At 72.0% G+C, this 26076-nt stretch carries 25 protein-coding genes; 9 read left to right on the forward strand and 16 right to left on the reverse strand.

What is annotated here, in order from left to right:
• Window positions 1–5: 5 nt before the first annotated feature.
• The 3 genes from AB4Z14_RS00835 to AB4Z14_RS00845 form a co-directional block, all read right to left on the reverse strand.
• Window positions 6–1178 (reverse strand): tRNA (adenine-N1)-methyltransferase, encoded by a 1173-nt coding sequence (locus AB4Z14_RS00835; RefSeq protein ID WP_442273498.1) that lies wholly within the window; start codon window positions 1176–1178, stop codon window positions 6–8.
• Window positions 1179–1189: 11 nt separating this feature from the next.
• Window positions 1190–1675, reverse strand: a complete 486-nt coding sequence (locus tag AB4Z14_RS00840) for a single-stranded DNA-binding protein (protein WP_442273499.1) — start codon at window positions 1673–1675, stop codon at window positions 1190–1192.
• Window positions 1676–1914: 239 nt separating this feature from the next.
• Entirely contained in the window at window positions 1915–3060 is a 1146-nt protein-coding gene (locus AB4Z14_RS00845; RefSeq protein ID WP_442273500.1) for a site-2 protease family protein, read from the reverse strand.
• Window positions 3061–3165: 105 nt separating this feature from the next.
• Here AB4Z14_RS00845 and AB4Z14_RS00850 point away from each other — a divergent pair, with 105 nt between their 5' ends.
• Window positions 3166–4005: a RecB family exonuclease gene (locus AB4Z14_RS00850; protein ID WP_056776992.1), complete on the forward strand. Its 840-nt coding sequence runs from the start codon at window positions 3166–3168 to the stop codon at window positions 4003–4005.
• Between the two features lie 82 nt (window positions 4006–4087).
• Here the strand turns inward: AB4Z14_RS00850 and AB4Z14_RS00855 are convergent, their stop codons facing one another.
• Both AB4Z14_RS00855 and AB4Z14_RS00860 read right to left on the reverse strand, forming a co-directional pair.
• A complete protein-coding gene (locus tag AB4Z14_RS00855) occupies window positions 4088–5470 on the reverse strand; it encodes an aspartate aminotransferase family protein (protein ID WP_442273501.1) in 1383 nt (460 codons plus the stop codon).
• A gap of 17 nt (window positions 5471–5487) precedes the next feature.
• Window positions 5488–6990, reverse strand: coding sequence for a CoA-acylating methylmalonate-semialdehyde dehydrogenase (locus AB4Z14_RS00860; protein WP_442273502.1), 1503 nt, complete (start codon window positions 6988–6990; stop codon window positions 5488–5490).
• A gap of 60 nt (window positions 6991–7050) precedes the next feature.
• On the opposite strand from AB4Z14_RS00860, the gene AB4Z14_RS00865 reads away from it, so the two are divergent.
• The 3 genes from AB4Z14_RS00865 (at window position 7051) to AB4Z14_RS00875 (ending at window position 10089) form a co-directional block, all read left to right on the forward strand.
• On the forward strand, window positions 7051–8403 hold the full coding sequence (locus tag AB4Z14_RS00865; RefSeq protein WP_442273503.1) for an aminotransferase-like domain-containing protein: 1353 nt from the start codon (window positions 7051–7053) through the stop codon (window positions 8401–8403).
• A 133-nt stretch (window positions 8404–8536) separates the two neighbouring features.
• On the forward strand, window positions 8537–8860 hold the full coding sequence (locus AB4Z14_RS00870; RefSeq protein ID WP_442273504.1) for a YciI family protein: 324 nt from the start codon (window positions 8537–8539) through the stop codon (window positions 8858–8860).
• On the forward strand, window positions 8857–10089 hold the full coding sequence (locus tag AB4Z14_RS00875) for an RNA polymerase sigma factor (RefSeq protein WP_442273505.1): 1233 nt from the start codon (window positions 8857–8859) through the stop codon (window positions 10087–10089). Before AB4Z14_RS00870 ends, AB4Z14_RS00875 begins: the two co-directional genes overlap by 4 nt.
• Here AB4Z14_RS00875 and AB4Z14_RS00880 read toward each other — a convergent pair.
• The gene (locus AB4Z14_RS00880) at window positions 10086–10553 is read right to left on the reverse strand and encodes a DUF1905 domain-containing protein (RefSeq protein WP_442273506.1); all 468 of its coding nucleotides are present in this window, start codon (window positions 10551–10553) and stop codon (window positions 10086–10088) included. The genes AB4Z14_RS00875 and AB4Z14_RS00880 overlap by 4 nt on opposite strands.
• A 4-nt stretch (window positions 10554–10557) precedes the next feature.
• Window positions 10558–10935: a DUF5997 family protein gene (locus AB4Z14_RS00885; protein ID WP_442273507.1), complete on the reverse strand. Its 378-nt coding sequence runs from the start codon at window positions 10933–10935 to the stop codon at window positions 10558–10560.
• Window positions 10936–11111: 176 nt separating this feature from the next.
• Between AB4Z14_RS00885 and AB4Z14_RS00890 the strand changes: the two genes are divergently transcribed.
• Window positions 11112–11915 (forward strand): LysR substrate-binding domain-containing protein, encoded by an 804-nt coding sequence (locus tag AB4Z14_RS00890; RefSeq protein WP_442273508.1) that lies wholly within the window; start codon window positions 11112–11114, stop codon window positions 11913–11915.
• Window positions 11916–12011: 96 nt separating this feature from the next.
• Complete coding sequence (locus AB4Z14_RS00895; RefSeq protein WP_442273509.1) at window positions 12012–12260, forward strand: hypothetical protein; 249 nt, start codon at window positions 12012–12014, stop codon at window positions 12258–12260.
• On the opposite strand, the gene AB4Z14_RS00900 is transcribed toward AB4Z14_RS00895, so the two are convergent.
• Window positions 12223–12930, reverse strand: coding sequence for an HAD family hydrolase (locus AB4Z14_RS00900; protein ID WP_442273510.1), 708 nt, complete (start codon window positions 12928–12930; stop codon window positions 12223–12225). The two genes, AB4Z14_RS00895 and AB4Z14_RS00900, sit on opposite strands and share 38 nt — an antisense overlap.
• 4 nt (window positions 12931–12934) lie before the next feature.
• Window positions 12935–16717, reverse strand: a complete 3783-nt coding sequence (metH, locus tag AB4Z14_RS00905; RefSeq protein WP_442273511.1) for a methionine synthase — start codon at window positions 16715–16717, stop codon at window positions 12935–12937.
• Window positions 16718–16954: 237 nt separating this feature from the next.
• Between metH and AB4Z14_RS00910 the strand changes: the two genes are divergently transcribed.
• Window positions 16955–17809, forward strand: coding sequence for a PAC2 family protein (locus AB4Z14_RS00910; protein ID WP_056777770.1), 855 nt, complete (start codon window positions 16955–16957; stop codon window positions 17807–17809).
• 42 nt (window positions 17810–17851) lie between these two features.
• On the opposite strand, the gene mshC is transcribed toward AB4Z14_RS00910, so the two are convergent.
• The 4 genes from mshC to AB4Z14_RS00930 all read right to left on the reverse strand — a co-directional run bounded on the left by mshC (window position 17852) and on the right by AB4Z14_RS00930 (window position 21274).
• Window positions 17852–19108, reverse strand: coding sequence for a cysteine--1-D-myo-inosityl 2-amino-2-deoxy-alpha-D-glucopyranoside ligase (gene mshC / locus AB4Z14_RS00915; RefSeq protein ID WP_442273512.1), 1257 nt, complete (start codon window positions 19106–19108; stop codon window positions 17852–17854).
• Window positions 19109–19193: 85 nt separating this feature from the next.
• Window positions 19194–20003: an SCO1664 family protein gene (locus AB4Z14_RS00920; RefSeq protein WP_442273513.1), complete on the reverse strand. Its 810-nt coding sequence runs from the start codon at window positions 20001–20003 to the stop codon at window positions 19194–19196.
• Window positions 19987–20532: a DUF3090 domain-containing protein gene (locus tag AB4Z14_RS00925; RefSeq protein WP_442273514.1), complete on the reverse strand. Its 546-nt coding sequence runs from the start codon at window positions 20530–20532 to the stop codon at window positions 19987–19989. The genes AB4Z14_RS00920 and AB4Z14_RS00925 overlap by 17 nt, the downstream gene beginning before the upstream one ends.
• Before the next feature lie 10 nt (window positions 20533–20542).
• Window positions 20543–21274: an MSMEG_4193 family putative phosphomutase gene (locus tag AB4Z14_RS00930; protein ID WP_442273515.1), complete on the reverse strand. Its 732-nt coding sequence runs from the start codon at window positions 21272–21274 to the stop codon at window positions 20543–20545.
• 91 nt (window positions 21275–21365) lie between these two features.
• On the opposite strand from AB4Z14_RS00930, the gene corA reads away from it, so the two are divergent.
• On the forward strand, window positions 21366–22367 hold the full coding sequence (gene corA, locus AB4Z14_RS00935) for a magnesium/cobalt transporter CorA (protein WP_442273516.1): 1002 nt from the start codon (window positions 21366–21368) through the stop codon (window positions 22365–22367).
• A gap of 59 nt (window positions 22368–22426) precedes the next feature.
• On the opposite strand, the gene AB4Z14_RS00940 is transcribed toward corA, so the two are convergent.
• Both AB4Z14_RS00940 and AB4Z14_RS00945 read right to left on the reverse strand, forming a co-directional pair.
• Window positions 22427–23287 (reverse strand): undecaprenyl-diphosphate phosphatase, encoded by an 861-nt coding sequence (locus AB4Z14_RS00940; protein ID WP_442273517.1) that lies wholly within the window; start codon window positions 23285–23287, stop codon window positions 22427–22429.
• A gap of 140 nt (window positions 23288–23427) precedes the next feature.
• On the reverse strand, window positions 23428–24525 hold the full coding sequence (locus AB4Z14_RS00945) for an LLM class F420-dependent oxidoreductase (RefSeq protein ID WP_442273518.1): 1098 nt from the start codon (window positions 24523–24525) through the stop codon (window positions 23428–23430).
• 75 nt (window positions 24526–24600) lie between these two features.
• Here AB4Z14_RS00945 and AB4Z14_RS00950 point away from each other — a divergent pair, with 75 nt between their 5' ends.
• Window positions 24601–25536, forward strand: coding sequence for an aldo/keto reductase (locus AB4Z14_RS00950; protein WP_442273519.1), 936 nt, complete (start codon window positions 24601–24603; stop codon window positions 25534–25536).
• Window positions 25537–25596: 60 nt separating this feature from the next.
• On the opposite strand, the gene AB4Z14_RS00955 is transcribed toward AB4Z14_RS00950, so the two are convergent.
• Window positions 25597–25995 (reverse strand): hypothetical protein, encoded by a 399-nt coding sequence (locus AB4Z14_RS00955; RefSeq protein ID WP_442273520.1) that lies wholly within the window; start codon window positions 25993–25995, stop codon window positions 25597–25599.
• Window positions 25996–26076 lie beyond the last annotated feature (81 nt).

The following is a 26076-nucleotide window of genomic DNA, read 5'->3' on the forward strand; positions in this document are numbered from 1 at the left end:
CCGTGTCAGCCGATGTCGTCGGACGTTTCAGCCAGTGATCGGCGGACGCGTCGGATCGTCTTGTCGCTCTTGACGCGTTCGCCGAGCGCCTCGGGTGTCCACGCGTCCGCAGGAATGTCCGTCGAGGCCGTCGAGCCGGCGACGGGCGTGGGGGCACCCGCTGGGGCGTCTCGGTCGTCGACGGACGTCGTGCCGGCGTCACCCGCGTCGCCGTAGGCGCCCTTGGCCGGACGACGCTTGCGCTCGGGCGGGACGACGCCGGGAGCGAGGCGACGGGTCGTGATGAGGAAGCCGGTGTGTCCGTGCATCCGGTGCTGGGGACGCACGGCGAGCCCCTCGAGGTGCCACCCGCGCACGAGCGACTCCCAGGCCGACGGCTCGGTGAAGCCGCCGTGGGCGCGGATGCCCTCGGCCACGCGGCTCAGCTGGGTCGTCGTGGCGACGTAGCAGATGAGCACGCCGCCGGGGATGAGCGCGTCGGAGACGGCGTCGAGGCACTCCCAGGGCGCGAGCATGTCGAGCACGACCCGGTCGACGGTCCCGGCCTCGGCGACGAACGGGAGCGACTCGACGAGGTCACCGACCGTGACGGTCCAGGCCGGGTGGTCACCGCCGAAGAACGCGCGGCCGTTGCCGCGGGCGATCTCCGCGAAGTCCTCGCGACGCTCGAACGACAGCAGGCGGCCGCGCTCACCGATGGCGCGCAGCAGCGACATCGACAGCGCACCGCTGCCGACGCCGGCCTCGACGACCGTCGCCCCCGGGAAGATGTCGGCCATCTGCACGATCTGGCCCGAGTCCTTCGGGTAGACGACTGCCGCGCCGCGCGGCATCGACATGACGTAGTCGCTGAGCAGCGGCCGCAGGGCGAGGTACTCGACCCCGGCGGTGTTCGTCACGACGGAGCCGTCGTGGGAGCCGATGAGGTCGTCGTGGCGCAGGAAGCCGCGGTGCGTGTGGAACTCGCGCCCGGGCTCGAGCGTGATCGTGTGCAGGCGACCCTTCGGGTCGGTCAGCTGGATGCGCTCCCCCACCTCGAAGACGCCGCGGCGGTCGTGCGCGCCGGGGACGTGGGACCGCTCCGGACCCGCGCTCGCGTCGGGCTCGGCGTCGGGCTCGGCGTCGGGCGTGGCGTGCTCGGCGTCGGGCTGCTCGGCGTCGGTCGTGGGAGCGCTCATGGGAGCACAGTCTAGGTGCCGGCGCGACCTGCTCCGGACACCCTGCGGAGGGCCGTCGCCTCCACCTCGTAGCGGCTCTGGCGACCTGCCGCGCCGCCGAAGAACCGCCGACGGAGCGCGCCCTCGACCTCGACGACGTCGCCCCCGCGCAGGCGGAGCGCGCTCCGACGGGTCGCCGCCGTCCAGCACACGACGTCGATGGTGTCGACCGTCGCCCGCCTGGGCTCGTCGGCGGTCGCGCGGCGGCGCCCGGACGGCGGCTCGCGAGGCACGACGACGCGCAGCGTCGCGATGCGGTCACCGCTCGGCAGCTCGCGCTCCTCCGCCTCGGCGCCGAGCCGCCCGCTCAGGACGACCTCGTTGCGCCCCGGCACCGACGCGGCGTCCGGCGTCGCCTCGTCGGCGGTCCCCTCGGGCGCCCGTCGACGTGGGCTCCTCGCGGACCGGGACGCGACCGCGCCAGTGCCCGTCGTCGTCTCGCTCCGGCTCGTCCTCATGGTGCCTCCCTCCGGCCCGCTCGTCGGGCCCTGCGCCAACGGTGACGCGTCCGTGCCGGGCTCGCTGCCGAGCGCGGCACCCCTGTGGACGACCGGCCGAGCCGACGAGGGGGTGTGGACAGCGAACGGCATCGAGGTGCTCGCCGGGAAGACGAGCATCACGGGACATGCCTCGGGAACCGCGCCCGACGGCATACGCCGTCGGCACCGGCGTGCAGCGGCGACTTCGTGGACGCGCGTCAGCGACGACCGCGACGGGCCAGCTCGGCGCCGACGACCGCGTTGATGCGCTCCGCGCTCGCCAGGCCGCGGATGTCGCGGGTGGCCTCGTCGACGACGACGGCGAGCGAGAGCTCGCGCTCGCTCATGACCCGGATGAGGTCGGTGAGCACGGCCTCCGGCGGCAGGGCGACGACCCACGACGCGGGCTGGGCCAGCGTGACCGACGCGATCGCCGTCCGGGCCCGGCTGTCGACAGGCACGCCGGCCGCGGAGTCGGCGTCGACGACACCGAGCGGCCACCCCGTCGGGTCCGCAGCAGCCACCCACGCCCCCGAGGCCACCGCGGTCTCGACCTCGGCCACGGTCGCCGTGCCCGCGACGAGGGACAGCGGCTCGAGCACGTCGGTCGCGCGGCCGGCGGTCGCCTCGTGGATGTGACCGGCCCGGATCGCCCCCGTCGCGCCCTGCCAGAGGAAGAAGGCGATGGCGAACGGCCAGACGAGGTCGAAGATCTCGGGTGCCCGGCCCTCGGCGAGGGGACGTAGGGCGAACCACGCGACGGTCAGCACCGCGACGACGCGTCCGAGCCACCCCGCCGTGACGAGGCCGCGCCCCTTGCTGCCCGTGGCGCGCCACACGAGGGCGCTGACGATCTGGCCGCCGTCGAGGGGCAGGCCCGGGAGGAGGTTGAAGACGCCGACGAGGACGTTGGCGAAGGCGACGATGCCGAGGAGGGTCAGCGCGGTCTCGTTCGTCGTCAGGGCCCGCAGGCCCCAGACGACCCCGGCGAGCGCGAGGTTGGACAGCGGCCCGACGACGGCGACGATGGCCGTCGTGCTCGGCGAGGTGCGGGTCGCGTCGTAGACGGTGTGACCGCCCCAGACGTCAGCGACGATCCGGCTGACCGGGTGTCCCCGCCACCGGGCCGCGAAGGCGTGGGCAGCCTCGTGCACGAGCACCGAGACGAGCAGCAGCACGGCGTAGGCCGCGGCGAGCAGGTAGCCGTAGGACGCACCGCGGTCGGACCTCGACAGGTTGGGCCCGAAGACGACGACGATGAGCACGGCGATGACCGGCCAGGACCGACCGAGGTAGACCGGGGTCCCCGCGAGGCTGCCGATCCGCCACCCGTGGGAGGTGTCCGGGCGGGCGGGAGTGCTCATGGGCTCGACCCTATGCCCTGCCTGACCCGCCTCCCTGTGCCGGTCCCGTGCGTGGGCTGTGGGTGCCGGCCGTGCGGTGTCGGCCCCGCGGCATACAGTCGCCCCATGGTTGCAGCGCTGTCCCCGAGTCGGGCCTCCGACTTCATGTCGTGCCCGATGCTCTATCGCTTCCGGGTCATCGACAAGCTCCCGTCGGCGCCGACGCAGGCGACCGCCCGGGGCACGCTCGTCCACGCCGTCCTCGAGCGGCTCTTCGACCTCCCCGCGACCGAGCGCACCATCGACGCCGCGGTGGGGCTCGTCCCCCAGGAGTGGGAGCGCCTCGCCGAGGAGGAGCCGGCGATGCTTGACCTGCTCGCCGAGCACGGCGGTCGCACCGACGAGTGGTTCGCCGGCGCGGCGACCCTGCTCCAGACGTGGTTCGGTCTCGAGGACCCGACGCGGCTCGAGCCGGCCGAGCGCGAGCTCTACGTCGAGACCGAGGTCGACGGGCTCGTCCTGCGCGGCTACGTCGACCGGCTCGACGTGGCCCCGGGCGGAGCGATGCGCGTCGTCGACTACAAGACGGGCCGCTCGCCTTCCGAGCACTTCGAGGCCAAGGCCCTCTTCCAGATGAAGTTCTACGCGCTCGTGCTCTGGCGCCAGCGCGGCGTCATCCCCAAGCGCCTCCAGCTCGTCTACCTCGGCAACGGCGAGATCGTCGCCTACGAGCCCGACGAGCAGGACCTGCTCGGGACCGAGCGCAAGGTCAAGGCGCTCTGGCAGGCCATCGAGCGAGCCGCGTCGACGGGTGACTGGCGTCCCAGCCCGAGCCGGCTGTGCGACTGGTGCGACCACCGCGCGCTGTGCCCGGCATGGGGTGGCACTCCCCCGCCGCTGCCCGTCGACGCCGCCCAGCGCGCCGTCGACCCCTCCGTCACCGGACTCGTCGAGCTCGACGCCTGACCCCACTCGACGACCGAGCACGTATGCCGCCGGGCGGGCCCGGCTGCATACGTGCGCCTTGGCTTCGGCCAGAGGCCAGCCTTCAGACGGTGAACTCGTCGGCGACGTCGAGAGCCTCGTCGAGCACCGCCAGCCCCTCTTCGACCTCTGCCGGGGTCGTCGTGCACGGGGGCACGACGTGGGTGCGGTTGAAGTGGGTGAACGGCCAGAGCCCGCGCTCCTTGCAGGCCACGGCGAAGGCCGCCATCGGCACGGCCGCCTCACCCGAGGCGTTGTAGGGCACGAGCGGCTCACGCGTCTCGCGGTCGCGCACGAGCTCCACGGCCCAGAAGACGCCCAGGCCGCGGACGTCGCCGACACTGGGGTGCTTCGCCGCGATCTCGCGCAGGCGCGGGCCGATGACGTCGGTGCCGAGGCTCCGGGCGTTCTCGATGATGCCTTCCTCGCGGAACGCGTTGATCGAGGCGACGGCCGAGGCGCAGGCGAGCGGGTGGCCCGAGTAGGTCAGTCCGCCCGGGAAGGCCCGCTGGTCGAAGGTCGCCCGGATCTCGTCCGAGATGACGACGCCGCCGAGCGGGACGTAGCCGGAGTTGACGCCCTTGGCGAAGGTGATGAGGTCGGGGCGGATGCCCCAGCGGTCGACGGCGAACCACTCGCCACATCGCCCGAAGCCGGCCATGACCTCGTCGGCGATGAGGATGATCCCGTGCTCGTCGCAGAGGTCACGGACGCCCTGGAGGTAGCCGTCCGGCGGGACGAGGATGCCGTTGGTGCCCACCACGGTCTCGAGGATGATCGCGGCGATCGTGTGCCCACCCTCGACCATGATCGTGTCGCGCAGGTGCGACAACGCACGGTCGCGCTCCTGCTCCTCGGACTCGGAGTGGAAGGCCGAACGATAGGTGTAGGGGCCCCAGAAGTGGACGATCCCCGACAGGCCGGGCTCCGAGGGCCAGCGCCGCGGGTCGCCGGTCAGGGTGATCGAGCCGCCGGTGGCGCCGTGGTAGCTGCGGTACGTCGCGAGCACCTTGTGCCGGCCCGTGTGCAGCCGGGCCATCCGGATCGCGTTCTCGTTGGCCTCGGCCCCACCGTTGGTGAAGAAGACCGCGGACAGCCCGTCGGGCGCGACCTCGGTGATGAGCCGGGCGGCCTCGCTGCGGGCGTCGTTGGCGAAGGACGGCGCGATCGTCGCGAGACGGGCCGCCTGCTCCTGGATCGCGGCGACGACCTTCGGGTGGTTGTAGCCGATGTTGACGTTGACGAGCTGGCTGCTGAAGTCGAGGTAGCGCTTGTCGTCGTAGTCCCAGAAGTAGGAGCCCTGGGCCCGGGCGATGGGCAGCGGGTCGATGAGTCCCTGGGCTGACCACGAGTGGAAGACGTGGTCGCGGTCGAGGGTGCGCACCTGCTGCTCCGTCATCCCGTCGAGGAGGTCGGCGATGACGCTGCGCTGGTCGAGGTCGGTCATGGGTGGGTCCTTCTCTCTCAGCGGGTGCGCGGGAAGCCGAGGTCGACGGACGAGGTGGCCGGGTCGGGCCACCGCTGCGTCACGACCTTGCCGCGCGTGTAGAAGTTGATGCCCTCGGGTCCGTACATGTGGGTGTCGCCGAAGAGCGAGTCCTTCCAGCCGCCGAAGGAGTAGTAGGCGACCGGGACGGGAATCGGCACGTTGATCCCGACCATGCCGACCTCGACCTCGTTCTGGAAGCGGCGGGCGGCGCCACCGTCGCGGGTGAAGATCGCGGTGCCGTTGGCGTACGGGTTGCGGTTGATGAGCGCCAGACCCTCGTCGTAGGTGGCGACGCGCACGACCGACAGGACCGGCCCGAAGATCTCGTCACGGTAGACGGTCATGTCCGGCGTCACGTCGTCGAGCAGGGTCATGCCGAGGAAGAAGCCGTCCTCGGGGACGTCCTGCTCGCGTCCGTCGACGACGACCGTTGCGCCGGCCTCGGCGCCGGCCGCCACGTAGCCGGCCACCTTGTCGCGGTGCTCGCGGGTGATGAGCGGACCCATGTCGGTGCCCTCCGCCGCGCCCGGCCCGACGGTGAGCTTCGGCAGGCGGCTGGAGATCGCGGAGACGAGGTCGTCGCCGACGTCACCGACGGCGACCGCGACGGACAGGGCCATGCACCGCTCACCCGCGGCGCCGTACGCGGCGGAGACGATGGCGTCGGCCGCCATGTCGATGTCGGCGTCGGGCAGCACGAGCGCGTGGTTCTTCGCGCCGCCGAGAGCCTGGACCCGCTTGCCGTTGGCGGTGCCGCGCTCGTAGATGTACTTCGCGATGGGGGTCGAGCCGACGAAGCTGACCGCCGCGATGTCGTCGTGGTCGAGGAGCGCGTCGACCGCCTCCTTGTCGCCGTGCACGACCGTGAAGACGCCGTCGGGCAGGCCGGCATCCTTCCAGAGCTCGGCGAGGAAGAGCGCGGCCGAGGGGTCCTTCTCGCTGGGCTTGAGCACGAAGCTGTTGCCGCAGGCGATGGCGTTGGCGCACATCCAGAGCGGCACCATGACGGGGAAGTTGAAGGGCGTGACGCCGGCGACGACGCCGAGTGGCTGGCGGATGCTGTAGACGTCGATACCGCTCGCGGCCTGTTCCGAGAAGCCGCCCTTGAGCAGCTGCGGCACACCGGTGGCGAACTCGACGTTCTCGAGGCCGCGGGCGATCTCGCCCACCGCGTCGGAGAGCACCTTGCCGTGCTCGGCGGTGACGATCGCGGCCAGCTCGTCGGTGCGCGTGTGCAGCAGCTCGCGGAAGGCGAAGAGGACGGCGGCCCTCCGCGACAGGGAGCTGGTGCGCCAGTCGCGTCCGGCGGCGACCGCGGTCTTGACGGCGTCGTCCACCTCGGAGGTGGAGGCGAGCGGCACCTCGCCGGTCTGGCGGCCGGTCGCCGGGTCGTGCACCGGGGCGGTGCGCCCGGAGGTGCCGGGCACGCGAGCGCCGGAGATCCAGTGGTCGATGGACGTCACGGTGGGGGTCGTCATGCACCTCACGGTACGTGCCACTTCGACCCCATACAAAGCATCGATTGCTATGTTACGAACATGCGCGCCGTCATCTCCTCCATCGAGGAGCGCCTCGACGCCCCCACCGCCAAGGGCCTCGCCCAGGCCGTGTCCCGGGCGATCCGCGACGCCACCCTCGTGCCGGGCGACCAGCTGCCCCCGATCCGCCGGGTCGCCGAGGAGCTGATGATGTCGCCGACGACCGTGAGCGCGGCCTGGCAGCTGCTCGCCCGGTCGGGGACCATCCGGTCGGACGGCCGCCGGGGCACGACCGTGGCGCCCACGGCCCGAGGCGGCGAGCGCTACACCCGGGCGCTGCGGCACGAGTCGCCGGTGAGCCTCGACCTGTCGACCGGCATCCCCGACAGCACCCTGCTGCCCCCGCTCGTGCCGGTGCTGTCCGCACTGACCGACCCGACGACGCCGAGCAGCTACCTCGACGACCCCGTGCTCGACGACCTGCGGCAGGAGCTCGTGCGCGACTGGCCGTATGCCGCCGACGACCTCCTCGTCGTCGACGGCGCGATGGACGCGCTGGACCTGCTCACCCGGGCGCTGCTGCGCCCGGGTGACCTCGTGCTCGTCGAGGACCCGGGGTTCCCTCCCCTGCTCGACCTGCTCGAGGACCGGGGGGTCGCGGTCGTCGGCGTCCCGCTCGACGAGACGGGCCTCGACCTGGACGCCGTCGAGTCCCTGCTGCCGCGCCGACCCGCGGCGGTCGTCATCCAGCCTCGAGGACAGAACCCGACCGGCGTGTCCATGTCGCCGACCCGGGCGCGACGACTCGCTGCGCTGTTCGAGGGTCGTGACTGCATCGTCATCGAGGACGACTCGAGCGGCCCGATCTCGACGTCGGCCGCGACCAGCCTCGGTCGGTGGATCCCCCACCAGGTGCTTCACATCCGCAGCTTCAGCAAGTCGCACGGTCCGGACCTGCGGATCGCCGCGCTGAGCGGCCCGGACGCGCTGCTCGCCCCGGTGCGGCACGCGCGGGCCATCGGGCAGGGCTGGACGAGCCGGCTGCTCCAGCGGGTCCTCGCCGGCCTGCTCCGCGACGAGGCCTGCGCGCGCGGGATCGCATCGGCCGGTGCCGAGTACGCCCGTCGTCGGGAGCTCGTCGTCGGTCGCCTCGCCGAGCACGGCATCGAGGTGCCCGGCACCGACGGGCTCAACATCTGGGTGCCGGTGCGCGACGAGGCCGCCGCAGTGCTCCGGCTCGCGAGCCAAGGCATCGCGGTCACCCCGGGGTCACCGTTCTCGGTCGAGCACGTCGCCGGACCCGAAGGCCACGTGCGCGTGACGACCGGGCTCGTCCGTGAGAACCACGCCGAGGTCGCCGACCTCATCGCCGAGGCGGCGAGAGCCGGGGCCTGGACAGCCCAGCACCGCTGAGCTCGGCACGGAGTCCCTGCCACCCAGCAAGAATCAGTTCCCGGCCGCGCTGTCCGATCCGGACCGAGGTGTTCGTAGCAGAGGTGAGAGCCCGCCCGCGAAGGGCGGCCCGAGGCACAGGAGATGATCCGACATGCAGTACCTCGTATCCGTGATCGACGACGGCACCGGCCCCGAGACCGCCACCGAGGAGGCCGCCGTCGACGCCTTCAACGACCGGCTCCGGTCCGAGGGGTACTGGGTCTTCGCCGGGGGCCTCGGCTCCCCGGACCCCGCCACGGTCGTCGACAACCGAGGGAGCGAGGCGGTCTTCACCGACGGGCCCTTCGTCGAGTCGAAGGAGTACCTCGTCGGCTTCTGGATCCTCGAGGCGCCGGACCTCGACGTGGTGCTCAGGCTCGCCGCCGAGGGCTCCAGGGCGTGCAACCGCAAGATCGAGGTGCGTCCGTTCCTGTGAGCCCACCCGACGTCCGCGATGAGCTCACCCGGGCCCACCACGACGAGTGGGCCCGGGTCGTCGCCTCCCTGACCCGGCGGTTCGGTGATCTTGGCCTCGCCGAGGACGCTGCGGCCGAGGCGTTCGCCACCGCCGTCGAGCGGTGGCCGTCCGAGGGCACACCCCCGAACCCCGGCGCGTGGCTGACGACGACCGCCAACCGCAAGGCGATCGACCGGGTCCGGCGCGAGAGCAAGCGTGACCACAAGCACCGGGAGGCAGCCATGGTGCACGACCACCACGAGACCGAGCCGCTCGGCGTCCTCGACGACGACCGGCTCCGACTCGTCTTCACGTGCTGTCACCCCGCCCTCGCGATGGAGGCGCGGGTCGCCCTGACGCTGCGAATGGTCGGTGGCCTGACCGTGCCCGAGATCTCGAGGGCCTTCTTCGTGCAGGAGTCCGCGATGGCTCGGCGCCTCACGCGGGCCAAGGCCAAGATCGCGGCCGCGCGCATCCCGTACCGCGTGCCGACCGCGGAGGACCTGCCGGCTCGGGTGTCCGGCGTGCTCGCCGTGCTCTTCCTCGTCTTCAACGAGGGCTACCTCACCTCCGGCGCGGACACCGATCCGATCCGCCAGGACCTCACCGGCGAGGCGATCCGGCTCACCCGGATGCTCCGCGACCTCCTGCCCGACGACGGCGAGGTGGCCGGCCTCCTCGCCCTGATGCTGCTCACCGACGCCCGCCGGAGTGCCCGGGTCTCACCGGGCGGTGAGCTGGTCCCCCTCGACGAGCAGGACCGCAACGTCTGGGACCGGGCCCTGGTCGCCGAAGGCCACCGTCTCGTGCGTGAGCGGCTCGATGCGGGGGCGGCTCCGGGTCGCTACCAGATCATGGCCGCCATCAACGCCGTGCACACCTCGGCTCGCACCATGCGCGACACCGACTGGTCACAGGTCGTCGCCCTCTACGACCAGCTCCACCATCTGGAACCCTCGCCGGTGGTCGCCCTGAACCGGGCGGTCGCCCTCGCCGAGCTCGACGGACCGCAGGTGGCGCTGGCCGTCGTCGAGCCTCTCGGGGAACCCTTGTCCGGCTATCACGCCTACCATGCGGTCCGGGCCGACCTGCTGCGCCGGGTGGGTCGCGGCGAGGAGGCGCGGGCGGCCTACACTCGGGCGATCGAGCTCGCGGGCAACACGGCCGAGTCGGCCCACTTGACGCGTCGCCGCGACGAGCTGGACTAGGGCCGGCCACCGTCCCGGAGGGTCTCGACCACCTGCGACAGTCGCCGCTCGCGGGTCTCGTCGGTCCTGGCCGAGGACACGGTGAGGGCATGGGCCTTCCGCTTGCTGGCGGACAGAGCCGTCCAGGCGGCCGTGAGAGCGGGGTCGGGGTCGAGGACCGCCCGGAGCGCCTGGGGCACCTCGACCTCGCGCGGCGCGTCGTCGACCTCGAGCCGGACCTCGACCTCGTCACCGGCGCCACGCCCGGTCGCGGCCCGCGTCTCGGCGTTGAAGGACACGAGGAAGCGACCGCCCATGGAAGCGACCGAGGTCCGGTACGTGTACCCGCCGTCCACGGTCACGGATACGGGCACCCGCTTGCCGCGAGCGAAGGCCGCCATGACCTCGTCAGGGACCACGATGCCCACGTTGTTGCCGCCCGTGGCCTCGAGGGTGGTGCGGAACGTCCGGACCGTCTCGCTCATGCGATCAGGGCCGTCCGGTGTCGCGTGCCTTGAGGCGCGCGTCCTCGGCGCGGACCTGCGCGAAGATCTCGCGCTCGGCCACGAGCCAGGCGGGCATCTCGTCGATGACGGCCTTGATCTCGTCGGTCGTCAGGTGCTCTCCGACCCCGCCGCGGGTCAGGCCCGAGTTGGAGATGCCGAGTCGCCGTGCCGTCTCCTGGCGCGTGTGGGGTCCGTTGCGGCGCAGCGTCGCGAGCCACTCCGGCGGCTCGGCCTGCAACGCGTTGAGCTCGGTGCGGCTGACGACACCCTCCTGGAAGTCCGCGGGGGTCTCGGACAGCAGGACGCCGAGCTTCTTCGCGGCCGTCTGGGGTTTCATGGTCTGCGGCTTCGGCGTGGGCATGGGTCCAGCCTAGGGCGTCGCCCGACCACGTCTGCCCGCGCTCGCCCGGCCTGTCCCCGGCCCGTGGCCCGCCACGGGTGTCGCCCGGCGTTCCGGCGGTGTCCCCTCCGCACGGCGGCGACATGTCCACGTGGACTAGCCTCGGGAGCGACCTGCCCCGACCGCGAAGGCACACCATGACGGATCCGTTCCGCGTCGAGTTCGTGCCCGGCGTGACGCCGGACAAGTGGCTGCGCGTGTGGGGCCAGCGACTGCCGGACTCTCCCCTCGAGGCGGCACCCGTCGAGGACGCCGATGCCCTGGCCCACCTGCGCGACGGGACATCGTCCATGGTGCTCCTGAGGCTGCCGGTCGACCGCGACGGTCTGCACGTCATCCCTCTCTACGAGGAGGTGCCGGTCGTCGTCGTGGCCAAGGAGCACGTCATCGCCGCGTTCGACGAGGTCGACGTCGCCGACCTCGGCGAGGAGGTCCTCATGCAGGACCCCGCGCTCGTGCCCGAGTGGACGGCCGTCGCGGCGCCAGAGATCCGAGCCCGGGCCACAGCCATGCCACCCATGACGACGAAGCAGGCGGTGTCCGTGGTGGCCACCGGCTCCGGGATCGTCGTCGTGCCGATGTCGGTCGCCCGCCTGCACCACCGCAAGGACGTCGTCCACCGCCCCGTGACCGGGGTCGCACCCTCACGGGTCGCCCTTGCCTGGAGGATCGACGACGACGACCCGCGCATCGAGGACTTCATCGGCATCGTCCGCGGCCGCACGGAGCGCAGCACCCGTGGCGGCCCGTCCGACGCGGCCTCGCCGTCCGGCTCGGACGGGCCGACCGAGCAGCGTGGCCACGCCAAGCCCGCCAAGACCTCGAAGACCGCCAAGAGCTCGGCCACGTCCCGCGCCCACGGCGCTTCCCGGCGCGCCCAGCAGACCGGGCGCAAGGGCGCGGCGCGCGGAGGTGGCCCGAAGCGCAAGGGGCGCCGGTGAGCGCCGGCCCCGCCGGCGGACCCACGGAGCGCGACGGGCTCCCTTGGCGCTGGGGCGAGTTCGGCGCATCAGCCCTCCCGGCCCACCTGGTACGCCATGCCCGCGCCGACCGGCATACGCCTCTTCGGGCGGCTGCCGCTCGTCTACCAGACGGTCCCGCTCCCGGGCGGTCCGGAGGGCAGGACGACCCTGCGCGGCGACATCGCACTCCCCCGGGCCGAGTCGGCCCTCGCGTGGGCGCGGTCGACCGCGCTCGCCTGGGGCGACCTCGTGATGATGCGGCGTCAGCTGCGGACGCTGGCGCGCCTCAGCGAGGAGAGCGCCGGCGCGACACGATCGTCGTGAGGTCGGCCGCACCGACCCCGGCGAGCGTGTCGAGGTGGACGGCGCCGTCGATCGAGGGCACGGGTACGACGTGCGGGATGGCGATCGTCGGCACCCCGGCGGCGGTCGCGGACCGCACCCCGGCAGGCGAGTCCTCGATGGCGATGCAGTCCGCCGGGTCGGCCCCGACGAGGCGGGCCGCCGCGAGGTAGGGCTCCGGGTGCGGCTTGCCGTGGCTGACCTCGTCGCCGGTCACGAGGTGGTCGAAGGCGCCCTCCGGCAGGCGCCTCACGACCGTGTCGGCGAGCGAGCGCCACGACATCGTCACGAGCAGGGACGGCACCCCGAGGGCGCCGAGCTCGAGCAGCAGCTCACGCGCTCCGGGACGCCACGGGACGCGCCGCTCGACTTGGGCGATGACCCGCTCGAGCAGGGCATCGATGATCTCGGGCACCGTCAGCGAGATCCCCGACTGGTCGATGATCAGCTGTGCCGAGACCTCGAGTGCGTTGCCGACGAGCTGGTGGGCGAAGTCGTCGTTCCAGACACCCCCGTGGCCCGCGACGAGCTCGTGCTCCGCCTGGATCCAGTAGGGCTCGGTGTCGACGAGGGTGCCGTCCATGTCCCACAGGACGGCCGCCGGCAGGGCCGGCACCGTGCGGTCGGGGTCGGCGGTGTGCGAGAGGGTCACCGGGTCAGTCCTCCGGGTCGTAGGCGAGGTTGGCGGACAGCCAGCGCTCGGCCTCGGCCAGCGTCCAGCCCTTGCGGTCGGCATAGTCCTGCACCTGGTCGCGGCCGAGCCGGCCCACGACGAAGTACTGCGACTGCGGGTATGAGAAGTACCAGCCAGAGACCGAGGCGCCGGGCGCCATGGCCATGCTCTCCGTCAGGGTCATGCCCGTGTTGGCCTCGACGTCGAGCAGGCGCCAGAGCGTCTCCTTCTCGGTGTGCTCGGGGCAGGCGGGATAACCGGGCGCCGGGCGGATGCCGGCGTACTGCTCCTTGATGAGCGCGACGTTGTCGAGGTGCTCGTCGGGCGCGTAGCCCCAGAACTCCTTGCGGACCCGCTCGTGCATGCGCTCGGCGAACGCCTCGGCGAGGCGGTCCGCGAGCGACTCGAGCAGGATCGCGTTGTAGTCGTCGAGGTCGGCCCGGAACGCCGCCACCCGCTCGGCGCCGCCGAGACCGGCCGTGACCGCGAAGCCACCGATCCAGTCCTGCGTCCCCTTCGGGGCGACGTAGTCGGCGAGCGAGCGATTGGGCACACCGGCGCGGTGGTCGCCCTGCTGGCGCAGGTGGTGCAGCACGGCGAGGGGTTCGGTGCGGGCGTCGTCGAGGTAGACCTCGACGTCGTCGCCCACGGAGTTGGCAGGGAAGAAGCCGATGACGCCGTTGGCGGTCAGCCACCGCTCCTCGATGAGCTGGTCGAGCATGGCCTGCGCGTCGTCGTAGAGCTTGCGCGCTGCCTGGCCGCTGGCCGGGTTGTTGAGGATGTCGGGGAAGCTGCCCTTCATCTCCCACGCGTTGAAGAACGGCTGCCAGTCGATGTAGCGACGCAGCTCACCGAGGGGGTAGCTGCGGAACACCTTGACGTGCTGCGAGATCCGGTGCGAGCGGGTGATCGAGGAGACGTCGTGGTCCTGCTGGAGCAGCAGGTGCGGGTGCGGCGGACGGTAACCGGACCAGTCGACCGGCGTGCGTCGCGCCCGGGCGTCCTCGAGCGCGAGCAGCGGCCGGTCCGCCTTGCCCGCGTGACGGGCCCGCAGCGAGTCGTAGTCCTCCTTGACCTTGGCCATGAGGGCGGGCCGCAGCTCGTCGCTGAGCAGGGCCGCGGCGGTCGGCACCGAGCGAGAGGCGTCCTTGACCCAGACGACCGGACCGTCGTACTTCTGGTCGACCTTGACCGCTGTGTGCGCGCGCGAGGTCGTCGCGCCACCGATGAGGAGCGGGATGGTCAGGCCCTGGCGCTGCATCTCGGCGGCGAAGCCGACCATCTCGTCGAGCGAGGGCGTGATGAGCCCCGAGAGCCCGATGATGTCGGCGTCGTGCTCGCGCGCCGCGTCGAGGATCTTCTGCGCCGGGACCATGACGCCCAGGTCGATGACCTCGTAGTTGTTGCACTGGAGCACGACCCCGACGATGTTCTTGCCGATGTCGTGGACGTCGCCCTTGACCGTGGCCATGACGATCGTGCCGTTGGTGTCCTTCTGCGTCGCCAGGGAGGGGTCGTCGATCTTCTCCTGCTCGATGAACGGGATGAGGTAGGCGACGGCCTTCTTCATGACACGCGCGCTCTTGACGACCTGCGGGAGGAACATCTTGCCGGCGCCGAAGAGGTCTCCGACGACGTTCATGCCGTCCATGAGCGGACCCTCGATCACCTCGATGGGCCGGCCGCCGCGCTCGGCGATCTCGGCGCGGAGCAGCTCGGTGTCCGCCTCGACGTGCGCGTCGATGCCCTTGACGAGCGCGTGCGTGATGCGCTCGCCCAGCGGCAGGGCGCGCCACTCCTCCTCGCTGACCTCCGCCGCCTGACCGACCTTGTTGTACTCCTCCGCGATCTCGAGCAACCGCTCCGCGGCGTCGGGGCGCCGGTTGAGCACGACGTCCTCGATGCGGTCACGCAGCTCCGCGTCGACCTCGTCGTAGACCGCCAGGGCGCCCGCGTTGACGATGCCCATGTCGAGGCCTGCGGCGATCGCGTGGTAGAGGAAGACGGCGTGGATCGCCTCACGCACGGGGTTGTTGCCGCGGAAGCTGAACGACACGTTGGAGATGCCACCGGACACCTTGGCCCCGGGGAGGTTCTCCTTGATCCAGCGCGTCGCCTCGATGAAGTCCAGGCCGTAGGAGGCGTGCTCCTCGATGCCGGTCGCGACGGCGAAGACGTTGGGGTCGAAGATGATGTCCTCGGCCGGGAAGCCGACCTCCTCGGTGAGCAGGCGGTAGGCGCGCGAGCAGATCTGCTGACGGCGCTCGAGCGAGTCGGCCTGGCCGTCCTCGTCGAAGGCCATGACGACCGCGGCGGCGCCGTACTTGCGGACGAGCCGGGCCTGCCGGAGGAACGGCTCCTCGCCTTCCTTGAGGGAGATCGAGTTGACGATCGCCTTGCCCTGCACGCACTTGAGCCCGGCCTCGATGACCTCCCACTTCGAGGAGTCGACCATGACGGGCACGCGGCTGATGTCGGGCTCGCTCGCGACGAGCTTGAGGAAGCGGTCCATGGCCGCGACCCCGTCGATCATCCCCTCGTCCATGTTGACGTCGATGACCTGGGCGCCGTTCTCGACCTGCTGCGCGGCCACGGACAGGGCGGTGTCGTAGTCGCCGTCCTTGATGAGCGTGCGGAAGCGAGCCGAGCCGGTGATGTTGGTGCGCTCTCCGACGTTGACGAAGAGGCTGTCGTCGGTGATGGTGAACGGCTCGAGCCCGGACAGCCGCATCGCGGGAGCGTTGGTCGCGAGCTCGCGGACGGGCTTGCCGACGACGGCCCGCGCGATGGCCGCGATGTGGTCGGGGGTCGTCCCGCAGCAGCCGCCGACGAGGTTGACGAGCCCCGCCTCGGCGAACTCGCCGACGATGCCCGCGGTCTCGTCGGGCGCCTCGTCGTACTCGCCGAAGGCGTTGGGCAGACCGGCGTTGGGGTAGCACGAGACGAACGAGTCGGCCAGACGGGCCATCTCGGCGATGTACGGGCGCATCTCCTTGGCACCGAGGGCGCAGTTGAGCCCGACGGCCAGCGGTGACACGTGCCGGATCGAGTCCCAGAACGCCTCGGTCACCTGGCCGGACAGGGTGCGCCCGGACGCGTCGGTGATGGTGCCGGAGACGACGACCGGCCAGCGGCGACCCTGCTCCTCGAAGAGCGTCTCGACGGCGAAGATCGCTGCCTTGGCGTTGAGCGTGTCGAAGATCGTCTCGATGAAGATGAGGTCGCTGCCGCCGTCGACGAGCCCGCGGGCCGCCTCGAGGTAGGCCGCGACGAGCTGGTCGTAGGAGACGTTGCGCGCGCCGGGGTCGTTGACGTCGGGTGAGATCGAGGCCGTACGCGTCGTCGGCCCGAGCGCCCCGGCGACGTAGCGCGGCCGGTCGGGCTCGCGCTCCGTCATCGCGTCGGCTTCGCGGCGGGCCAGCGCGGCGGCCTCGAAGTTCAGCTCGTAGGCGAGCTCCTCCATGCCGTAGTCGGACAGCGAGATCGCGTTGGCGTTGAAGGTGTTCGTCTCGATGATGTCGGCACCGGCCTCGAGGTACTCGCGGTGGATCCCGGCGATGATCTCTGGCGCAGTCAGCGTCAGGAGGTCGTTGTTGCCCTGGACGTCGCTCGGCCAGTCCGCGAAGCGCTCCCCGCGGTAGCCGGCCTCGTCGGGCCGGTCGCGCTGGATGGCCGTGCCCATGGCGCCGTCGAGGATCATGATGCGCTGACCGAGGGTGGCGGTCAGGCTCTCGGTGGCGTCGGGTCGCTGCTGCGACTGGGACAACGTGGCTCCTCTCGGCGGCACGGGTTTCGTGCCGAGTGACGGGACCGGCCCGATTCTACGGACCTGCCGTGTCCGGCGCGTCGCCGCCCGCACTGCGGGCACGCGACGCGTGCACACGGCATACCCCGTCCGGCTCACGCGTGGGGCGCGCCCGCCGGCGGGACTCCGGCGCATCGGTGGCGGCAGGTCCTAGGCTGGAGGTGTGGACGCGAGCGCGCCCACGGTGAAGGAGACATGGTGCTGGAGTTCGAGGATGTGCCGGAGCTGACCGATCCGGTGCTCATCGCGGCCTTCGAGGGCTGGAACGACGCCGGCGAGGCCGCCACGAGCGCGGTCCGCCACCTCGCGGAGGTCTGGGACGCGGAGGTCGTCGCGGCCTTCGATCCCGAGGACTACTACGACTTCCAGGTCAACCGCCCCCGCGTGTCGCTCGAGGAGGGTCGGCGCATGCTGGCCTGGCCCACGACGCGCATCCTCGTCGCGACCGAAACCGGCTTCGACCGCGACGTCGTGCTCGTGCAGGGCATCGAGCCGTCGATGCGCTGGCGGGCCTTCTCGATCGAGCTGCTCGAGCTCGCCGACCAGCTCGGCGTCACGACGATCGTCACCGTCGGCGCCCTGCTCGCCGACGTGCCGCACACGCGACCGATCCCGGTCACGGCCACGGCCGAGGACGAGGCGGCGATCCACCGCTTCGACGTCGAGGCCTCACGCTACGAGGGCCCCACCGGCATCGTCGGCGTGCTGACCCACGCTGCCTCCGACGCGGGCATCCCGACGGTCTCCGCGTGGGCCGCGGTGCCGCACTACGCCGGTGGCGCCCCGTCGCCCAAGGCGAGCCTCAGCCTGCTGCGCCGCATCGAGTCGCTCCTCGGCATCACCGTGCCGCACGGCGAGCTCGAGGAGAACGCCCGGGCGTGGGAGCGCGGCGTCGACGAGCTCGCGCAGTCCGACGAGGAGGTCGCCGAGTACGTCCAGTCCCTCGAGGAGGCGCAGGACACCGCCGAGCTGCCCGAGGCGAGCGGCGACGCGATCGCGCGCGAGTTCGAGCGCTACCTCCGCGGGCGCGACGACGACCAGACCGGCCGCTGACCGGCCGCTGACCGGCCCGCCCGGGGTGTGGCGGGGTCCGGGCTAGATCCGGATGCCGAGCAGGGCGTCCAGCGCCCGGCCGAGCACACCGGGAGCACCCGGGTCGTCGCCCCCGCGGGTCAGCGACTGGCTGGCCCAGCGGTCGACGGCCTCGAGGGCCCGGGGGCTGTCGAGGTCGTCGGCGAGGGCCGCCCGGATGTCGTCGACCGTCTGGTCGGCGACGGGTCCGCCGTTGCCCGACAGCGCCTCGCGCCACGTGGCGAGCCGCTGCTGCGCCTCGACGAGCTGGCCGTCGGTCCACATCCAGTCGTGCGCGTGGTGGCGGGCGAGCAGCGCCAGCCGGATCGCCATCGGGTCGACCCCGTCGCGACGCAGCTGTGAGACGAGGACGAGGTTGCCCTTGCTCTTGCTCATCTTCTCGCCGTCGAGGCCCACCATTCCCTGGTGCACGAAGGACCCGGCGAACGACTCGGAGCCGCTGAGCGCACGACCGTGCGCCGAGCTCATCTCGTGGTGCGGGAAGACGAGGTCGGTGCCGCCACCCTGGACGTCGACGGGGATGCCGAGGTGGTCGAGCGCGATGCAGGCGCACTCGATGTGCCACCCGGGACGACCCGAGCCGAGGCTGCCGCCGTCCCACTCGGGCTCGCCCTCGCGGTGCGCGCGCCACAGCAGGGCATCGAGGCGGTTGCGCTTGCCTTGACGGTCGGGGTCGCCGCCGCGCTCGGCGAAGACCTCCATCATGCCGGCCTCGTCGAGGTGGCTGACCGAGCCGAACCGAGGGTCCCGGGCCACGTCGAAGTAGTGGTCCTGCGCACCCTCGCGGGAGGCATCCGGCGCCGGCACGGCATACGCCCAGCCGTCGGCGACGAGCTTCTCGATCGGGCCGACGAAGGTGGGGATGCTCTCGACGGCGCCGAGGTACTCGTCGGGCGGGATGACGGCCAGGGCGGTCATGTCCTCGCGGAAGAGCGCGATCTCCCGGGTCGCGAGGTCTCGCCAGTCGACGCCGTCGCGCTCGGCCCGCTCGAGCAGCGGGTCGTCGATGTCGGTGATGTTCTGGACGTAGCGCACCGCGTGCCCGCTGTCGCGCAGGACCCGACCGAGCAGGTCGAAGGTGACGTACGTCGCCGCGTGACCCATGTGGGTGGCGTCGTAGGGCGTGATGCCGCAGACGTAGAGGGTGACGAGGTCACCGCGGGCGGCGGGCACGAGCTCTCCGGATGCCGTGTCGCGGACTCGCACCTCGGGTGCACTGCCGGGAACCTTGGGGACGAACGGCATCGGCCAACTTCTCACGCGCAGACTCTATCCCGGCGCGAATGACCCGTCGGGGCCGGTCGGACGCGGCGCGGTCGACCACGCACACGGCGACGCCCGCACCTCACAGCGGCGGCCACGGGACCGAGGGCCAGTCGGGGCTGGGAGAGGGGTGCACGCCGCGGTCGAGAAGCCGCTGGACGCGCTGGGCCAGCGCGTCCACGTCGCCCTCCGGGAGCAACGTGAGGAGCCGCTGCCGCGGCTCGTCCTCGGCGAGCGCGTCCCGCAGGCGCTTCAGGCGCAAGAGGTCGTCCTCGACGATCGGCTCGCCGGCCCAACCCCACAGCACCGTGCGCAGCTTCGGGGTCGGCGAGAACGTCACGCCGTGGTCGATGGCCCAGAGGCGTCCCTCCCGGTCCCGGAGGCAGTGCGAGCCCTTGCGGTCGGAGTTGTTGAGGGCGGCGTCGAGCACGGCGAGGGACCGCACGTCGTCGGCGCCCGAGTGCACGACGGTCACGGCCGAGCCGCCGGGTGTCTCGCCGTCGAAGACCGCGTGCCAGCCGTCGGGTGTGCGCCCCTCGGGCACCAGGTCCACGACGACGTCGTCGTCGACGGGGTCGAACGGGTCACCGATCCACAGCTGCACCGACCCGGGACCGAGCGGGCCGTCGCGCAGCACGGTCGAGGGCACGACGTGCCAGCCGCCGAGCTCCGAGACCACCTGCGCCGCCACCTCCCGGCCGGCCAGCGTGCCGTCGGGGAAGTCCCACAGCGGTCGCTCGCCCCGGACCGGCTTGTAGATGACGTGACCGCCGGGGACGCTCGCGATGCGGGCGACGACAGCGAGGTTCGAGGACTCGGTGATGCGCCCGAGGACCTCGAGCTCGCCGGTCAGGTCGACCGACGGCGGGGTGCCGTCAGCGCTTGTAGCCATTGGCCCGCGGGCAGATGTGGCCCGTGGGATCGAGTGGGCTGCCGCAGAAGGGGCACGGCGGGCGGCCGGCAGCGACGAGCGCGTTGCTGCGCCGTGCGAAGGCGCGGGCCTCGGCCGGCGTCAGGGCGACCCGGATCGAGTTGCGCCCGAGCGGACCCACCTCGTCGTCGGCGTCCTCGTCGACCTCGTCGGGGTCGTGGTCGTGGCACTCGATGACGACCTTCTGCGCCTCCTCGTCCCAGGCGAGGGAGAGGGTCTGCACGTGCCAGTCCTCGTCGAACGGCGTCTGCAGCGGGTCGGTGTCCTCGGGCGCCCCACCGGGCTCGCCCGGCTCGACGGCAGCGACGGGCGCGAGCTGGTCGAGCACGTCGTTGACGCGGTCGGCGAGGATCGAGACCTGCTGCTTCTCGACGCCCACGGTGACGACGAGAGGGCCGGTGCTCGCCTGGAGGTAGAAGGCCCGCTGGCCGGCCGGCCCGACCGTCCCGGCGACGAACCGGTCAGCGGGATCGAAGTCCTGGACCGTCATGCGCTCGACCCTATCCGACACTTCCGGGTGTCCCGGCGCCCCCGCCCACGACGGCGTCGCCCTCCTCGGCGGCAGGCTTCTCGGGCGGTCGCAGCCCCGTCAGGTCGCCCCCGACGTCGTTGAGCCGCAGCACGAACGGCTTGCGGGTCGTGTAGCGCACGGCGCTCACCGAGGCCGGGTCGACGTTGATCCGCTGGAAGTCGTCGAGGTGGGCGCCGGTGGCGTGCGACAGGATCGACTTGATGACGTCACCGTGCGACACCGCGACCCAGACCGCGTCCTTGCCGTGCGTCTCGAGGATGCGTGCATCGATCTCCCGCACCGCGCGCAGCGCCCGGTCCTGCATCTCCACCATGGACTCGGCGGGGTATGCCGCCGAGTCGGGGAAGCGCGCCTCGCTCGGTCGGTCCTGCACGACCTTCCAGAGCTCCTCCTTGGCGAGCTCCGCGATGGGTCGCCCGGTCCACGCGCCGTAGCGGCACTCCCCCAGTCCCTCGTGGATGCTGCGGGCCACGTGGTCCGGGAGCGGGGCGGCCAGCAGGTCGGCGGTCTGCACGCACCGGTCGAGCGGTGAGCTCACGACCTCGACGACGGGCAGCACTGCTGCGGCGAGCCGCTGGCCGAGGGAGGCGGCTTGCGCCTCCCCGGTCTCGTCGAGGAAGACCCCGGGCATCCAGCCGGCGAGCGTGCCGGCGGTGTTGGAGGTGGAGCGCCCGTGGCGCACGAAGATGACGGTGGGCACGGTCGCCACCCTAGCCCGCCCCTGCACCCTCGCCCGGCGGCATACGCCAGCCTGCGAGACGTCGGCGAGCGGACGTGGTGAAGTAGGAGATGTGATCGTGGACAAGGCCATCTACCGCAACGGGCGGCGGCAGGGTTGCGGCGACCTCAGCGATGAGCTCGACGTCTTGCGCCTCACCCAGGACGGCTTCCTCTGGATCGGTCTCAAGGACCCGACCGACCAGGAGTTCGACCTCGTCAACGAGGAGCTGCACCTGCACCCGCTCGCCGTCGAGGACGCGGTCAACGGCCACCAGCGGGCCAAGATCGAGAAGTACGAGTCGTCGGTGTTCGTCGTCCTCAAGACGCTGCGCTACATCGAGCCGACGAGCGACATCGAGACCGGTGAGGTCATGCTCTTCATCGGTGATCGCTTCGTCGTGACGGTCCGTCACGGTGAGGGCAACCCCTTGGCCGGCGTGCGCCAGCGCCTCGAGACCGAGCCCGAGCGCCTCGTCCACGGCGCCATGACCGTGCTCCACGCCGTCATGGACTCCGTCGTCGACAACTACCTCGTCGTCGACCGGGAGGTGCGCCGGGACCTCGAGCAGATCGAGGAGCAGGTGTTCGCCTCCCACCTCGGCGGTGACGCCAACACGATCTACCGCCTCAAGCGTGAGGTGCTCGAGTTCCGCCGGGCCAGCCAGCCGTTGGCCGACACCCTGACGCAGTTCATGGAACGCGCGCGGGGCCGCGGCCTCACGGAGGAGATGCTGCCCTTCTTCCGTGACGTGGCGGACCACCTGCGCCTCGTCAACGACCACGTCGAGTCCTACGACCGCCTCCTGACCGACGTGCTCTCGGCCCACCTCGCGAGCGTCTCGGTCAAGCAGAACGAGGACATGCGCCGGATCTCCGCGTGGGTCGCGATCGCAGCCGTGCCCACGATGATCGCCGGCATCTACGGCATGAACTTCGAGCACATGCCCGAGCTGACCGCGAGCGTCCATCTGGGGCACGGAGAGTTCCAGTACGGCTACTTCCTCGTGCTCGGGGTCATGGCGGCCGCGTGCATCGGCCTCTACCGCGCGTTCAAGCGCTCGGGCTGGCTCTAGCGACGCGAACGGCCGGCTCCCCCGCGGGGAAGCCGGCCGTTCGTGGTCTGCGAGGGACGTCAGGTCGCGGTGATGACACCGCCCGCGAGGACGCCGGCGAGCACCACGGCGAGCGCGATGCGGTACCAGACGAAGGGCAGCAGGGTGTTGCTCGCGACGAAGCGCAGCAGCCAGGCGATCGTCGCGTAGGCCACGACGAAGGCGACGACGACCCCGACGACCACGGGGTCGACCCCCAGCGCCGAGAGGCCGTCCTTCTCCTCCACGGCCTGGAAGAGGCCCGCGGCCGTCAGTGCCGGGATCGCGAGGAAGAAGCTGAGTCGGGTGGCCGTGACGCGGTCGATGCCGCGGGCGATACCCGCGGAGATCGTCGCGCCCGAGCGAGAGACGCCGGGGATGAGCGACAAGCACTGGACGAGTCCGATGACGACTCCGTCGACGGGACGCACCGAGTGCTCACCCCGGATCTCGCCGCGGGCCTCGTGGCCGGCGTAGATCCGCTCCGCGACGACCATGGCGATGCTCCACAGGAGCAGCGCGACGGCCACGACCCAGAGGCTGCGCAGGGCGCCCGAGATGAGGTCGCGCGCAAGGAACCCGACGATGCCGACCGGGATCGAGCCGATGACGACGGCCCACGCGAGGCCGTAGTCGGGATCCTTGCGCGCACCCGTGGACGTGAGGCCCCGGAACCAGGCGACCGCGAAGCGGACGATGTCGCGGAAGAAGTAGAGGAGGGTCGCCGCGATCGCGCCGAGCTGGATGACGGCGGTGTAGGCCGTCACGGCGGGGTCGTTCACCTCGAGCCCGAGGAGCTTCTCGGTGATGGTCAGGTGGGCGGTCGAGGAGATCGGAAGGTACTCGGTGAGGCCTTCGACGACGCCGAGGATGATGGCGTCGAGGTAGCTGAGGTCAGCCATGGGTCAGGGTGGGCCTTCTGCGCAGGAGGGACGGGACGGGTCGCCACCCGAAAGGGTGCGACGGCCGCTGGGCACAATGTCGCACCCTATCGACAACGCCGGCTAGGAGGCCTCGAGGAGGGCGGCGCGGAGACGAATCCCTAGGGAACGTCCGGGGCCGCCTCGTCCGACGCCCCGGATGGTTCGAGCCCCGCGATCCCGGCGACCACCTGCAGCGTGGCGAGGGCCTGGTCACGGGTCATGCCCCCGCCGACGGCGACGGCGAGCGTCGTGACTCCGGCCTCCTCGTAGCGACCGAGTCGTCGGGCGATCCGCTGCGGCGAGCCGAGCAGCGCCGTCTCGTCGATGAACTCGAGCGGCACGGCAGCGGCGGCCTCGCGGTGGCGGCCGGCGAGGTAGAGGTCCTGGATGCGCGCCGCGTCCTCCTCGAAGCCCATCCGGCACGCGAGCTGGTTGTAGAAGTTCTGCTCGCGCGAGCCCATGCCGCCGATGTAGAGCGCGCAGTAGTCGCGCACGTGGTCCGCCGCCTCCGCGACGTCGTCGACGAGGACGACAGGCGTCGTCGCGACGACGTCGAAGCCCGTCATCGGTGCGTCGGCTGGGCCTCGCACACCCCGTCGCCGTCCCGTCTCGAGGGTGGCGAGCAGGTCGGCGGCGTGCTCGGGGCTGAAGAAGATCGCGAGCCAGCCGTCGGCGATCTCGCCGGTCAGCTCGAGGTTCTTGGGACCGACCGCCGCGAGGTAGATCGGGAGGTCGGGGCGCACGGGCCGCGCGGAGAGCTTGAGCGGCTTGCCCGGTCCGCCCGGGAGCGGGAGCGGGTAGTGCGGGCCGGCGTGGGTCACCGTGTCGCGGCGGAGCGCGGCGCGCACGATCTCGACGTAGTCGCGCGTGCGGCCGAGCGGGCTGCGGAACGGTACGCCGTGCCAGCCCTCGCTCACCTGCGGACCGGACACCCCGAGCCCGAGCCGGAACCGGCCGCCGGACATCGTGTCGATCGTCGCCGCCGTCATGGCCGTCATCGCCGGGGTCCGTCCCGGGATCTGCATGACGGCCGAGCCGAGGTCGACGTGCTCGGTCAGCGCCCCGATCCACGCGAGCATGGTCGGGCTGTCCGAGCCGTACGCCTCGGCCACCCACACGCTGTCGTAGCCGAGCCGGTCGGCGGCCTGCGCCACCGCCACCTGGTCTTGCCCCGTCGTGCCGCGTCCCCAGTAGCCGAGATTCACACCGATCCTCATGGATCGCAGGCTATCGGCGCGGTCGCCGACGTGGCGGCCGCTCGGGGTGCGGCGTCGCCCACTACCGTTCGAGGCATGCGCAGGCGTCTCGGCTCGTCCGGTCTCACGGTCACCCCTCTCGCCCTCGGGACGATGCTCTGGGGCAACGCCGTCGACCGCCACGAGGCCGGCGACCACCTGCGTGCGTTCGTCGAGGCGGGCGGCAACCTCGTCGACACGGCCTACGGCTACGGCGGCGGAGACGCCGAGACCATCCTCGGGGGCCTGCTGGACGGCACGGTCCCTCGCGACGACCTCGTCATCTGCACCAAGGCGGGCATCTCCCGGGCGGGTGGCGAGCGACGGGTCGACGTGTCGCGGCGCGGGCTCATGGCCCAGCTCGACACGTCACTGCGCCGCCTCGGCACCGACCACGTCGACCTCTGGCTCGCGCACACGTGGTCCGACGACGTGCCGCTGGCCGAGACGCTCTCCGCGCTCGAGTGGGCGGCCGCGTCGGGCCGAGCCCGCTACGTCGGCGTCTCCAACTACTCCGGCTGGCAGTCCGCGCGCGCCTTCAGCCTGCTCGAGTCGGCCCGAATCCCTCTGGTGGCCAACGAGATCGAGTACTCCTTGGTATGCCGTACGCCCGAGCACGAGGTCGTGCCGGCCGCGACGTCGCTCGGCTTCGGGCTGCTCCCGTGGTCACCGCTGGGACGCGGCGTGCTGACCGGGAAGTACCGCAACGGCATACCGTCGGGATCGCGCGCGGCGTCGAGCGACTTCCCGGGATTCGCCGAGCGCTTCCTCGACGAGCAGACCACGCGCGTCGCCGACGCGGTGGCGATGGCCGCCCGAGGCCTCGGGGCCAAGCCCGGGGAGGTTGCCCTGGCGTGGCTGCGCGACCGGCCCGGCGTGGCGGCGCCCATCGTCGGCGCCCGCACGGCAGCTCAGCTGCGCTCCGCGATCGCAAGTCTCGAGCTTGCCCTGCCGTCGGAGATCGTCGCCGCCCTGGAGGACGTCTCGGCCTGACGCCGGGACCCTGCTCGCGACCAGGCGCGGTGACCGCTCCCGCCGGAGCGTCGCGACGGATCAGGCTCGCGTGTCGGAGCTCTCGGTCACGCCGCCTTCGGCGTGGCCCTCGTCGTCGTCGTCATCGTCCTCGTAGTCGTCGTCATCGTCGTCGTCATCGTCGTCGTCATCGTCGTCGTCATCGTCGTAGTCGTCCGAGTCGAGCCCGGCGTAGACGCGGCCCTCGGTCCCGTCCTCGTCCTCGTGCCCGTCGAAGTCGTCGCCGTAGATCGCGAGGGGCGTCGCGACCTCGGTCGCCTCGTAGAGCGCCTCGTCGTAGTCGTCGAAGGCCTCGGCGAGGTCCTGCGCCGCCGCCATCACCATGGGGTGGTCGGGGTCTCGGGTCGCGTTCGCGGCCTCGAGGTGGCGTTCGAGGGCGACGATCAGCTGCTCGAGGGCGGAGCGGGGGTCGACGGTCATGCCTCGACCGTAGTCGACCCGCACGACCGAACGCACCGAATCCGGGCCCGGAAACGCCCGGAAACACAGCGGTCCCGCAGC

Origin of the sequence: Terrabacter sp. 2TAF16 (genome assembly GCF_052115065.1) — a bacterium.
GTDB lineage: Bacteria > Actinomycetota > Actinomycetes > Actinomycetales > Dermatophilaceae > Terrabacter.